The following is a 12,797-nucleotide window of genomic DNA, read 5'->3' on the forward strand; positions in this document are numbered from 1 at the left end:
AAGGTAAAGGATGCGGATTCCATTTGAAAAACCAACTTATACTCACACGCTATCTTCTCATACTCGTACCTGCGATCGCTTCCATGTATTTGGAAACCTATCTTTCCAATGACACCTATGCCCTCTTCGTACTCCTGTTCATTGGACTGATCGAAATCAGGCGAACACGTTTTCCGAACACGAGTTGGATGCTCTTTCTTGAAATAGGCAGTACAGGCTGGATGAGCTACCACTACGAGGGCGTTTGGTTTATTTCATTCTTCTCTACCTTACTGACTTATGTACCGCGGCTGAATCGGCAACAGCAATGGGGTGCACTTCTGTTCCAACTTATCGCCCTTAATTTCGCCTTACACCATCAACCAGCCCTGTATATCACCATCGCCAATGTCATGTTTACCACTTTAGCTATCCTTTCTTTCCATCTTCAGCATATGAAAAAAAATAAAGATGAAGTCGAGCTGCTCTATGATCATCTCCGAAAGCAGCACTATGCATTAGATGAGGATCGCCTGCAATTGATGGATTATGCCCGCAAAGTCGAAAATATTGCCCAAACGGAAGAACGCAATCGCATTTCACATGATCTGCACGACGATTTAGGCCATAAGTTAATCCGACTCAAGATGATGATGGAAGCCGCACTTACCATCCTTCCCTCTCAACCAAGCAAAGGTACCGAAATGCTTCGTTCTGTTCGCGATCAACTCGGAGAAAGCATGGAACTTCTTCGTTCTACTGTCCGCCGGTTGAAGCCGAATGAGCACTCGCTGCAAAGTTATTCCTTGGGTACATTAATTGCCGGACTAACGCGAGAGAATGCCATTGACATTACGCTTGATATTCAGGGAATGCCCTATGAGTTGTATCCTAGCCTTGAATTCATTCTTTACCGAAATGCGCAAGAAGCGATCTCTAATGCGATTCGTCATGGCGCTGCAACTTACGTTGGGATCACGTTGCAGTACGATGCCAATCAAGTGACTATGGGAGTCTCCAATAATGGCACAACGCAATTTAATCCTACGGTCAAAGGGGTAGGATTATCTGGCATGGAAGAACGACTGAAAGTGATTGGCGGGCAGCTGTTTATTTCGAATGAAGAGAAGTTCACCGTAACGACGGTATTGCCAGCTTTTCGGAACACTGAAACGAAGTAAAGGGGGGGTTCTGTTAATGATTCACGTACTCATAGCTGACGACGATCCATTTATTCGCGAAAGCTTACAATTAATAATTGGGCTCGATCCTGAAATCACGGTTGTTGGCACTTGCACGAATGGAAATGAAGCTCTCACAACGATCCAAAATGGGACAGAAGCAGATGTCGTTCTAATGGATATCCGAATGCCTATCTGTGATGGTGTGCAGGGCACTAAACTCATCAAGGAAGCGTACCCGCATATCGCGATCCTCATTCTGACTACCTTCGATGATGATGCTTATATCATTCAAGCGTTACGCAATGGTGCCAGCGGCTATTTGTTAAAAAATATTTCCCCCGATCATATCATTCAAGGCATTAAGACGGTGAAGCAAGGAAATTTGCTTATTCATCCCGATATCGCCAAGAAATTAACGAGTTTCATTCAAGCAAGCCCGTCCAAGTCAGATGCGTCAAGCACATCACTAGATGGTTATGGTTTGACTGCGAGTGAGCAGACGATTATTACACTAATCTCAGATGGCCTTTCAAATAAAGAAATCGCCCAGGAGCTATTCCTGAGCGAAGGTACGGTGAAGAACTATGTAACTGAAATTTTGAGTAAATTGAATCTCCGTGACCGCACGCAAATAGCTATTTTCTACCTAAAAAGGACCCAAAATTAAAGCTTATTTGACGACTTTACCTGCCTCTATGTCTTCAACCGATGTACTTGCGACTAAATAATCCGAAATTTCATTGCTATAGTTCGTAAAAGGCGTTAACTTAATCGTCGTTTTGAAGAAATGGCCATTATTATTCAACAAGTAGACATAGGTGTTTTCTTCAGATAACTTATCAATAATGACCGGATTCCAAGAGTAACTAACTTTATCTACGACGAAATAACGGTATGATTCAACATAGCTTTTCAGCGCCTTTAATTTCAGTGGATCCGTCTCACCTGACACAACTAGGTTCTCAAACCTTGAATAGGATATTTGTGGGGGCACGTTCCCCCATACATTTTTTAGTTCGGCTTCACTTACATATATTTGGCCCGTAAATTTTTCTTTGGCCTTGCGTAAACCATCCGTCCGAATTCCCATTCGTTCGATATCACTTAGCCGATAATACGTTTGATCTGTGTTATTCATTAAGACAGAGTAGGTTGCTCCCTGGTAATCCATATATTGTGCAAAGGGATACTGCAGGATAATCTCTGTATAATTCGCTTCGTTCCCTTCTGTCGGTTGATTGGAATTTACGCGTGGAACGACATAGATCGTTTTGGTACTTTCCTCCCAATTCACGACTGCGCCTAGATGACCAGCCAACTCCTTAACAGGCAAATAACTTGAATTATTATAAATTAAAGGCGGATTCGCTAGTTGAACAGCTTGACCATTTACGACAACCTTATAATCACTTCTGAGATACGCATCAACACGTTGAAGTACATCTTGTGCATAAACACCTGCACCAAAGCAAGTACCCATCAGCGTTCCGACGATTGTAACTTTGGACCATTTCGGCATCTTCTTCATTTCAATTCCTCCTGTACCTTTCCTCGCTTGTTACTTTAACTCATTCGACAACTCATTCGACAGCTACCTTAATTTACCTCCTTGTTTCGACAAAATCGAACTTTAAGCCTATACGGTATCGTCGAAGAAAATGCGTTTCATTGCGAGATATTGAAAATTACTTTAGAATAGTTGAAAAATAGGATTGAAATGAGGACCTTATACCATGAGTTTTACTGGATTTACACAACATGATTTCGATACCTTCACGATAGAAGGATTAGATGGACGTATGGCCGCCATTCGCGAGCGAATTCAGCCGAAATTTAAAGCGCTTGGCGATGTGTTAACAACCGAATTATCTGTGAAGTCTGGAACCGAAATGTTTCTACATATCGCTCAACATTTACGTCGTAAAATCAACCCGCCCGTCGATACTTGGATGGCTATCTGTCCAAACAAACGCGGCTACAAGCAAGTGCCTCATTTCCAGGTTGGTCTATTCGATGATCGTGTTTTCATCTGGCTTGCCCTCATTTATGAACTGCCGAACAAAAGCAACATCGCAACCACCTATTTGAGCCACTTGAAGCAGATTCAAGCCGAAATCCCAACCGACTTCCAAATTTCCTTTGATCATATGAAAAAAGATACAATTCCCGTGTCTCAGCTTGACACTACAGGCTGGAACGAAGCTCTATCTCGCTTCCGCGATGTCAAAAAAGCAGAACTGCTCATCGGTAGAAACCTCCGTTTCGATGACCCTGTGTTAGCAAATCCCGCTCAATTGGAGCAATTAATCGCACAAACTTTCGAGAAGCTGCTTCCGTTGTACAAACTCGCAGTCGATACACCATCGCTCTAATTTCATCAAAAATTTATGATAAATTAAGGTTATTTTCAACTAAAACTAGGCTTTCCTGCGCAGACTAAATCCTGTAATTCCCAATACACAGGAAAGGAGGCCTCGAAACCCTTGGAAACAACAAACATACGGAAACTGCTCATCAGCTCTATCGCCCTCACCTGTATCTTAGGAGGGAGCCTAGCCGCTGTCGCAGTTGCGCAAACGCCTGATGCTGAAGATCAGCCAACAGTTACATGGCAACAGGCCGATGAAGCAGGACAAAGCGGACACCATAAACGTAAATGGCCGATTATTGAAGAATCCGCTACGATTATCGGTGTCGATAAAGAAGTTCTCTTCAAATCCCTGAAGAGCGGGAAAAGCATTGTAGAGGTCGCCGCTGAAAAAGGCATCTCCGAAGCTGATCTAACTGCAAAGCTGCAGCAATTACGGACGACGAAGATTGAAACCGCTGTGAAAGATGGCAAGCTGACTGCCGATCAAGGCGATCATATGAAGCAAAAGCTTGGCGAGCATCTAAAGTTCATTCTCAATGAGAAAAACTTGCTGGCTCACCATCCGGGTCATGGCAAGCATAAATTCGGCTTAAAGCCGGACACCGACAAGCTAGCAAAATCGCTTGGCATGAGTAAAGAAGAACTTCGTACGCAGTTGCATGCAGGGAAGTCATTGACCGAAATCGCCCAAGCAAAGGGTATCTCCAAAGAGAAGCTAGTGGTATCAATTAAAGATCAATTAACACCTTCCATTGAGAAGTGGGTTGATCACAAAATGGAACCAAAGGCGAAGAAGTAACTATTTGTGTCAAATGGAGGCATTCTGTGGAATGCCTCTTTGCTATGCGGTTTATTTCAATAAATGAGTGATTACTCACTTTTCAATGGCATAAATTTATCGTATGATGAGTTTATATTCGAAAATGAGTGATTACTCACTCTTATTTTACTGAAAGAGGTGCAGAACATGACGTCCCCCACATCTATACAAGTGCAAGGAGTCAGTAAACAATTTGGTGAGAAAACGGTTCTGAAGAACATCACACTCGCCGTTCCGCGTGCGCAAATTTTTGGACTGCTCGGCCCTTCAGGTTCGGGTAAAACGACACTTGTCCGCATGATCGCAGGCATTGATGCCCCCACATCCGGTCAGGTGACAGTTCTTGGCCAGAAGATGCCACAGCTAGCCATGCTCTCCCAAATCGGCTACATGGCGCAATCAGATGCCTTATATACGGAGTTGACAGCGCTGGAAAACCTTGCATTCTTCGCAGCCTTATACGGCCTCAAGGGAGCCAAATGCAAGCAGCGCATTCAGGCTGTCATGGAGCTCGTAAATTTGAGCGATCATATCAAGAAGCAAGTCAGCAACTACTCAGGAGGCATGAAACGACGCCTATCCCTTGCTATTTCCCTGCTTCATGAACCAAGTATCCTCATACTTGATGAACCTACTGTAGGGATTGACCCTGTTCTGCGTAAATCGATTTGGCAGGAGCTTACGAATCTGAGTCTGAACGGAACGACGATTTTGCTAACCACACATGTCATGGATGAAGCCGACAAATGTCATCAACTTGGCATGATTCGAGACGGCAGTCTCACCGCTATAGGCACACCTGAGGAATTGAAACAGGCTACCTCTGCCTCCACGATTGAAGAAGCATTCTTAGTTTATGGAGGTGCTCACGCATGAGAATTCAAGCTATTGTCATCCGCATTCTTCGCCAATTCTTCCATGATAAAAGAACGCTCATGATGATGCTTGTAGCACCAATGCTCATCTTATTCATGATGTCATTAGTATTCAATGGCAACACCTACGTGCCTAAGCTTGGCGCCGTGAATGTCCCTGCCCCTCTTATACAGAAACTGCAGGATTTGAACGCGGAAGTTACCGTATACACAGCGGAAGAAGCGCAGACAGAACTGAGCAATGTTCACTTGGATGCTGTTCTCGTCATGAATGGCACAACGCCACAGTTAACCCTGGAAGGGAGCGATCCTAGCAAGAACAGAGCTGTACTCTTTCTGTTGCAAAAGGCGTTGCAGAGCGCAGCCCCGAGCGGCACTTCAGCAGCACTCGCACCGACGATCACGTACCTACACGGTGGGGCTGATATGGCCGCTTTTGATAATTTCGGACCCGTATTAATTGGATTTTTCGTCTTCTTTTTCGTTTTCCTTTTATCCGGCGTATCCTTCTTGAGAGAGCGAACAGGGGGTACCTTGGAACGACTGCTCGCTACACCATTACGTCGATGGGAGATTGTTGTCGGGTACATCCTCGGGTTTGGGATCTTCACTACCTTGCAAGCTACACTAATTGCTTGGTTTGCAACGAGCGTCCTCGGCCTAATGCTGGTAGGTTCGTTCTGGTATGTACTCTTGATCACGCTACTATTGGCTCTCTCTGCGCTCTCCTTAGGCACACTGATTTCTGCATTTGCGAACAACGAATTTCAAATGATTCAGTTTATTCCGCTCATCATTGTGCCACAAGTTTTCTTCTCCGGCTTGTTCAGTTTAGACACGATGTCTGTTTACCTACGTTGGATTGGTCATGCGATGCCGCTCTATTACGGCGCTGACGCTCTGCGGAATATTATGATTCGCGGTGCAGGATGGGATCGCATCTGGCTAGATGTGCTTGTTCTTGCCTCTTTTACGCTCGTCTTCATGATCTTGAATATTGTGGCATTAAAGAAGCATCGTAAGATATAATGAATGGATGTTTATGAAGAAATAACGAGGTGAATGCAATGTCCGATATCGAGCCATGGTTAACTGAACTACTGCGTCTGAACGACGAAGAAGAGAAAATGACCGATAAACAGATTAAGATTGTTCAAGCGGCTGTGGAGATTTTCTCTGAGAAAGGTTTTGCAGGCTCCTCTACAAGCGAGATCGCTCAGAAAGCTGGCGTTGCAGAAGGCACAATTTTTCGCCATTACAAAACAAAAAAAGAGCTGCTTCTCTCGATCGTAACCCCGATGATGACCAAGCTCATTGCGCCATTCGCGGTTAAAGATTTCACGAAAGTTTTGGAAGCTGACTATCCCACTGTGGAGCAATTCCTACGCGCCATTACCGTGAATCGCTTAGAATTTGCTCGCAAGCATTTTCCAATCATCAAAATCTTCATGCACGAAATCCCGTTCCATAACGAGCTTCGTGAACAATTTAAAGAAACGGTAGCCGTATTGGTTCTAGAAAAAGCTTATAAAGCAATTCGCCACTTTCAGAAGCAAGGTCAGCTCATTGAGCTGCCTGAACCCACTGCGATGCGGTTGATCGTCTCCACAATAATGGGGTTTCTCATTACTCGCTTTCTTCTAGTACCTGATTCGGAGTGGGATGAAGAGAAAGAAATCGACTATACGATTAAGTTCATTTTGTACGGCCTCTCCCCGCGCTAAAGGGCGGGACGCCGTAAGTCGATTTTATCGACTTGCGGGAGCGATTGTCAGCGCAAACCAAAAAGCTGCCCATCCCTCTCCTACTGGAGAAAGGGATGGGCAGCTTTTCTACGTTAAACTGCGCGTTGCGCGCTGGCTTGACGATCAACCATAATAAAGCGCTGCAGCAGCAAGATCGCAGCTAGGCAAAGCACGCCGCCGATGATGAACGGCAGCGAGTGAGCGATCGCGAACACCGCTCCGCCAAGGAGCGGGCCCGCAATGCGGCCCAGGCTGTCCATGGAGGAGCTGAGGCCTGTCGCGACGCCTTGGCCAACCTTCGTGCGCTGCGTAATCAGCGACGTCACACACGGTCTGATCAGCGCGTTACCTGCGCCGAAGACCGATAAATATATCGCAGCGGTTACGACGCTGCTGGAGTACAGCAGCAAGAAGAAGCCGGCTGCTGAGAGCAGTAACCCGATGCCGATCACGAACTGTTCGGCACCTTGTTTCACTAGGCGGCGTACAACACCGCCCTGGATCAGGGCACCGACGATGCCGCTCGCGAGAAACATCATGCCGATATCAAACGGCGTGGCGCCGATTTTGTCCATTTGATAATACTGAAGCGTTGCTTCAAGTCCTGCCAACGTGAACGATACGAAGAAGGACAGTACGTACAAATACTTCGAAGCCCCATCGAAAGCAGTCCAGCGCGAAGGTGCTTTTTCTTTGGATGATCTGCGCTTGTCCGACGTTAAAGACTCTTTAAGAATCGCAGCCGCGAAGAGGAACGAAGCGAATGAAAGTGCAGCAGCTACGAAGAACGGCGTGTAAGTTCCCCATTTGCTAACGATCCCGCCAAGTGCTGGTCCAAAGATGAAACCTAGCCCGATTGACATGCCAACCATGCCCATGCCCTTAGTCCGATTCTCGGCTGTGGTAATATCCGCCACATAAGCTACAGCACACGCTGTCGCCGCCCCTGAGAATAAACCGCCTAAAATACGGGATACATACATGATCCAAAGTTGATCATTAGCAAAACCGAAGATCAAAAAGCTCACACTAAAGCCAAGAAGTCCGACTAGAATAATCGGTCTACGACCAATACGATCTGATAAGCCTCCCCAGATGGGAGACATCAAGAAGGAAGCTGCAGAGTACACCGACAAGAGGACGGCATTATGAAACTTCGCTCCTGCGCCAGTCACGACTTCCGGCAACACGGGAATGATAATTCCGAAACCAATAAAGATCGTCATCAGCAACAACATGATGATTCCAATCTGTTTATTCATGATGCATTAAGCCTCCAAATCAATTCTTTTTTCCTTATCGTACCATACCTTTTTTGGGGATGGAAATGAACATTTGAAGAACAAGCAACCCAATCAGTACAAATCCACTCGTCAGAAACGGTGCATGATACCCATACACATCCCAAAGCTTACCTGACACGATAGGACCAACAATCATTCCACATCCTTCAATCGTGAGGAAGAACCCCCAAACTGCTCCTCTCTTCTCCGGCGGAATGGCAGAAGCAATCAACGCATTCCACGAGGGAATAATAAACGCATAACCCACACCAAGCAGCGCCACTAAAATGTACAGGATACTCATGGATTTCACGTAGGTGAAGAGCAGTAAGGCTGCTGCACTAAGTGAAAACCCGATAAGCAGAAACGGGCGAATCCCTAAGCGGTCTACCATTTTGCCCATTGGAACTAGAAAAATTACCGTAACCGCTCCACCAGCGACCAAAAAAAGGCTGTATTGAAAAGAAGATAGCCTCAATATTTCTTTGGCATAGAGCGTGAGAATGGGCGTTAAAATCCCTAGCGCAAATGTCTGAGCAAACATAGCCGGAAACATCAATGGACTTATCGACATCGATCTCCTAACCTCGCTTAAATAGGCAAACACACGCTGCATCCTAGATGTCTTATGTACTTCCTGCGACTTGTGAACAACCTTGTGCTCTTCTGGCTTCACATTTACTTTCTGTTTGCGAGGAAGCATGAGCGCGACTAACACGACTAACGTCATGCATCCAATAAGCAGCTTAAATGCAAACGCATAGTTATTTTCGCCAACGAAGAAGTTAATCACCACAGGTCCAAGCCCTACTCCGGACAACCAGGCCATATATACAACGCTCATAATCGTCGCTTTGCCCTCATCCCCTGCTACTTCAGTCGTTCCCGTGATCACACAAGGCCATAATGGAGCCGTCCCAAATCCGAGCAGCGAACAACCAACAATCATCCACACGTATTCGGTTGAGATCGCCATGATAATAACGGAGAGGAAGGTCAACAACACCCCTGTTAACATGGTTACACGATAGCCAAGACGATCAATAATCCATCCCACAGGAGTACGTAATACATTATCGCCAATATACTGAGCAGCTAATGACCAACCGATAACAAAAGCTGATGCTCCGAGCGAAGTCGTCATGTAAACCGGCAAAACGGTTATGAGCAGGGCTCCTTTTACAAATTCTACGACAAACATTATAATTAACAATTCCATCACAAATGGTGAGAATAAGCGATTCTCCCGCCATTTTTGCATCCAAATCATCGGTTTTCTCCTTTTTTCGAGCAGTTTATACATCTTTGTGTTAGTTTGACCTCATTTTGTGCAAACTATTTTGAAAAAATTAACTTGCATCATTGCCCTAGTTTGATATACTCATTTTGTTTGTTGCAACTTTTGGACAAACAATCCACGATAGAAGGGAAGCGATAATCAGGTGGATCATACCCGTACACCCCTGTTCTCTGCATTGCTTGCGCATGCGGAAAGAAATCCAATTCAGTTTCACATTCCTGGCCATAAAAAAGGAGTCGGCATGGACCCGGAGTTTCGCGCTTTCATAGGCGATAATGCCCTTTCCATCGACCTCATCAATATAGCACCGCTAGATGATCTTCATCAGCCAATGGGCGTTATTGAAGAAGCTCAGAAGCTGGCAGCACACGCGTTTGGCGCGGATCATACGTTCTTCTCCGTGCAAGGTACGAGCGGAGCGATTATGACTATGATTATGACCGTCTGTTCCGAAGGCGATAAAATTATCGTGCCGCGGAATGTCCATAAATCCGTATTAGCCGCTATAATTTTCGTAGGAGCTAAACCTGTATTCATCCAACCTGCTCGCGATAAAAATCTGGGGATTGATCACGGCATTCCGACTCGTTCAGTTCGCCGTGCACTTGAAAAGCATCCGGATGCGAAAGCCGTGCTTGTCATAAATCCTACTTATTATGGTGTATGTACGAACCTCAAGGAAATCGTAGATCTCGTTCACAGCTACAATATGCCTGTTCTTGTTGATGAAGCGCACGGCGTACTTATTCATTTCCATGAGAAGCTGCCGATGTCTGCCATGGAAGCTGGAGCTGATATGGCAGCTACGAGTGTACATAAGCTTGGTGGTTCCATGACACAAAGCTCTGTCCTCAATGTCAAAGGAAATCGTGTGAATCCGAAACGTATTCAGACGATCATTTCAATGCTGACGACGACGTCGACTTCATATATTTTACTAGGTTCCTTAGATACATCCCGCCGACACCTCGCTCTGAATGGACGTGAAATGGCGGAACGCACCATCGAGCTTGCTCATTATGCACGCAAACAAATCAACGAGATTCCGAACCTCTATTGCTTCGGAGAAGAGATTCTTGGGGATGAGGCCACTTACGCCTATGATCCTACCAAAATCTGCGTACACGTCCGTAAGCTAGGTGTCACGGGCTTTGAAGTAGAGAACTGGCTACGTGAACACTACAATATCGAAGTCGAGATGAGTGACATGTACAATATCCTCTGTCTCTTCACACCAGGTGATACACCAGAGAATGTAGAGATTCTACTTACAGCCCTGCGTGAATTGTCTCACATCAACGATGATGTTGTAGAAGTCAAAGAAGTTGTGATCAAGGTTCCTGCAATTCCACAACTGACGTTGACGCCACGTGATGCATTCTACGGAGAAACGGAAGTTCTGCCATTCAAAGACTCGGCGGATCGTATCATTGCTGAATTCATCTACGTTTACCCGCCAGGTATTCCGATTTTGCTTCCAGGTGAAGTTATTACCCAAGAGCTAATCGATTATATTATCGAGCACGTAGAAGTCGGATTGCCTGTCAAAGGGCCTGAAGATCGCAGTGTCCAACAGGTCAAAGTAATCGTAGAGACGCAAGCCATTTTCTAAGCGTACTACCCTGAGGGATATATTGTAAAACCGTTTACATGATGCTATGATATGGGTGATGTTTTGCGAATGAGGTGATCAAGGAATGGCTCAAAGCGCTTATATTAAATTCGTAACAGGATCCGCTGTTGCTGCACTTACCCTCGATGAGATTAAGGACAAGCTGCTGCATTATCGCGATCAACTTAGCCAAACAGCCAAGCAACTTGGTTGGGAGTATGACGAAGCCGGATTCCCTTATACGATTGAGACGAAGCCCGAGGGCGAGGGCAAATGGTTTTATCTGAAAGGCACCAACGCATTATATCATACCATCGTTGTTGGGGTCGGTTCTGATCAAAACCAGGAGCAAGAGCGACACTTCGTGCAATTCGTATTACCTGACAATGCCACACATGGCGACAAGAGCAAGGGCAATGAATTCTGCAAATATTTGGGCAAACTTCTGAAAGCTGAACTTCATCTATTTAACGGTAGAGTCATGTATTTCAATCCTAGAAAATGAATGAACACAAACAGAAACCCCCTAACAGATCACTCTGCTAGGGGGTTCTTATGTATAGCTCTTATTCTTCGCCTTCTTGAGCCACGATTTCATTGTAAATCGTTACTACACGTTCCCACTCTTCCTCATCTTCAATGTTAACAAGGAACGCATCTTCGTCCTCTTCTTCAACACGGAAAATCACACCATCTGCTTCTGGATCATTACGATCTAGTAAAACAGCATACGCTTGCTCCTGAGATTGGAAGGTATATACCATGACCATTTCATGTTCTACACCGTTCTCGTCCGTAACGATAAAAACGTCTTCCCCTTGCTCGTCGTGATCGTGGTCACAGTCCGGGCCGTGCACATGATCATGCTTCTCATCGCTCACAGGCAGAACCTCATTTCATTAAGTAATAAGTTACTTAAATATCCTAACATTTTCATATTAAGAGGTCAAACCAGATAATCCCTGCATGCCTTATTCCGATTGAATTTGTTTTTCTGAAACGACGGAATAATCACTGCTTCCGCTTTGCTGCATAGCAAATTTAACAACGTACGTACCCGCTTCATCGAATGCTACGCCATAGACAGGAACCTTCAACCAGAACGATTCTTTGGAATCGGAGATCGATTTCTCAACAGGTGTGATTACACTTTTGCCGCTCGGAGAAACAATCGATACACGGACAGAGTTGATACCCGTTTTCAAGTTGTCTACTTGTGCAAACACGATAAAGTCTGCTTGCTTGCCGCGCTCAACAACGCCGAAAGGAACGATTGCAGAATCTTTCCGAACTTCCGTTGTAAAGAACATGTGTACATTGGGCTTGAACAAATAAGCTGTTTTACTCGCATCATCCCATCTGAGCAAGGACTGTAAAGCGTCACTCATTGCACGTAACGGAAGTACCGTCTTACCATCCACAATAAGCGGCGGCACATCGGAATCTGCGAATTCCTTCGTTTGATTGTTTACCACTAATCTAGCAATGCTATACCCTTTATAATCCCCCCATATCGATGAGGCTACCGCCGCAGCCGTACTTAAAACAAAGAACACAACCATCAACGTAAAAATGCGCTGCACTTTCATCTTTTTTAACCTCCAACCTCGTTAGTCGTCTATATGTCT

Annotated in this window: 14 protein-coding genes; 9 read left to right on the forward strand and 5 right to left on the reverse strand. The window is 45.3% G+C overall.

Annotation, left to right across the window (positions count from 1 at the left end):
- The first annotated feature begins 23 nt into the window (after positions 1 to 23).
- Both A8708_RS31640 and A8708_RS31645 read left to right on the forward strand, forming a co-directional pair.
- Positions 24 to 1,160 carry a sensor histidine kinase gene (locus A8708_RS31640; RefSeq protein WP_068670564.1) on the forward strand — a complete coding sequence of 379 codons (1,137 nt, stop codon included), beginning with the start codon at positions 24 to 26 and terminating at the stop codon, positions 1,158 to 1,160.
- 16 nt (positions 1,161 to 1,176) lie between these two features.
- Positions 1,177 to 1,830: a response regulator transcription factor gene (locus A8708_RS31645; protein WP_068670566.1), complete on the forward strand. Its 654-nt coding sequence runs from the start codon at positions 1,177 to 1,179 to the stop codon at positions 1,828 to 1,830.
- 3 nt (positions 1,831 to 1,833) lie between these two features.
- On the opposite strand, the gene A8708_RS31650 is transcribed toward A8708_RS31645, so the two are convergent.
- Positions 1,834 to 2,691: a stalk domain-containing protein gene (locus tag A8708_RS31650; protein WP_068670568.1), complete on the reverse strand. Its 858-nt coding sequence runs from the start codon at positions 2,689 to 2,691 to the stop codon at positions 1,834 to 1,836.
- 205 nt (positions 2,692 to 2,896) lie between these two features.
- Between A8708_RS31650 and A8708_RS31655 the strand changes: the two genes are divergently transcribed.
- The 5 genes from A8708_RS31655 to A8708_RS31675 all read left to right on the forward strand — a co-directional run bounded on the left by A8708_RS31655 (position 2,897) and on the right by A8708_RS31675 (position 6,953).
- Entirely contained in the window at positions 2,897 to 3,535 is a 639-nt protein-coding gene (locus A8708_RS31655; RefSeq protein ID WP_068670570.1) for a YktB family protein, read from the forward strand.
- Positions 3,536 to 3,646: 111 nt separating this feature from the next.
- Positions 3,647 to 4,333 (forward strand): hypothetical protein, encoded by a 687-nt coding sequence (locus A8708_RS31660; RefSeq protein WP_068670576.1) that lies wholly within the window; start codon positions 3,647 to 3,649, stop codon positions 4,331 to 4,333.
- A gap of 168 nt (positions 4,334 to 4,501) precedes the next feature.
- A complete protein-coding gene (locus tag A8708_RS31665; RefSeq protein ID WP_068670578.1) occupies positions 4,502 to 5,230 on the forward strand; it encodes an ABC transporter ATP-binding protein in 729 nt (242 codons plus the stop codon).
- Positions 5,227 to 6,258 (forward strand): ABC transporter permease, encoded by a 1,032-nt coding sequence (locus A8708_RS31670; RefSeq protein WP_068670580.1) that lies wholly within the window; start codon positions 5,227 to 5,229, stop codon positions 6,256 to 6,258. Before A8708_RS31665 ends, A8708_RS31670 begins: the two co-directional genes overlap by 4 nt.
- Before the next feature lie 38 nt (positions 6,259 to 6,296).
- On the forward strand, positions 6,297 to 6,953 hold the full coding sequence (locus A8708_RS31675; RefSeq protein ID WP_068670582.1) for a TetR/AcrR family transcriptional regulator: 657 nt from the start codon (positions 6,297 to 6,299) through the stop codon (positions 6,951 to 6,953).
- Between the two features lie 113 nt (positions 6,954 to 7,066).
- Here A8708_RS31675 and A8708_RS31680 read toward each other — a convergent pair whose 3' ends face one another.
- Both A8708_RS31680 and A8708_RS31685 read right to left on the reverse strand, forming a co-directional pair.
- On the reverse strand, positions 7,067 to 8,236 hold the full coding sequence (locus A8708_RS31680) for an MFS transporter (protein ID WP_068670584.1): 1,170 nt from the start codon (positions 8,234 to 8,236) through the stop codon (positions 7,067 to 7,069).
- Between the two features lie 34 nt (positions 8,237 to 8,270).
- Positions 8,271 to 9,527, reverse strand: a complete 1,257-nt coding sequence (locus tag A8708_RS31685) for an MFS transporter (RefSeq protein ID WP_068670586.1) — start codon at positions 9,525 to 9,527, stop codon at positions 8,271 to 8,273.
- A 172-nt stretch (positions 9,528 to 9,699) separates the two neighbouring features.
- Here A8708_RS31685 and A8708_RS31690 point away from each other — a divergent pair, with 172 nt between their 5' ends.
- Together A8708_RS31690 and A8708_RS31695 are read left to right on the forward strand one after the other, a co-directional pair.
- On the forward strand, positions 9,700 to 11,169 hold the full coding sequence (locus A8708_RS31690; protein ID WP_068670588.1) for an aminotransferase class I/II-fold pyridoxal phosphate-dependent enzyme: 1,470 nt from the start codon (positions 9,700 to 9,702) through the stop codon (positions 11,167 to 11,169).
- An 85-nt stretch (positions 11,170 to 11,254) separates the two neighbouring features.
- A complete protein-coding gene (locus A8708_RS31695; RefSeq protein ID WP_068670590.1) occupies positions 11,255 to 11,674 on the forward strand; it encodes a DUF1885 family protein in 420 nt (139 codons plus the stop codon).
- 61 nt (positions 11,675 to 11,735) lie between these two features.
- Here the strand turns inward: A8708_RS31695 and A8708_RS31700 are convergent, their stop codons facing one another.
- Positions 11,736 to 12,050 (reverse strand): DUF1292 domain-containing protein, encoded by a 315-nt coding sequence (locus A8708_RS31700; protein ID WP_056612546.1) that lies wholly within the window; start codon positions 12,048 to 12,050, stop codon positions 11,736 to 11,738.
- A gap of 90 nt (positions 12,051 to 12,140) precedes the next feature.
- Positions 12,141 to 12,758: a stalk domain-containing protein gene (locus A8708_RS31705; RefSeq protein WP_068670591.1), complete on the reverse strand. Its 618-nt coding sequence runs from the start codon at positions 12,756 to 12,758 to the stop codon at positions 12,141 to 12,143.
- Positions 12,759 to 12,797: the final 39 nt, after the last annotated feature.

This window comes from Paenibacillus oryzisoli (assembly GCF_001653565.1).
GTDB lineage: Bacteria > Bacillota > Bacilli > Paenibacillales > NBRC-103111 > Paenibacillus_E > Paenibacillus_E oryzisoli.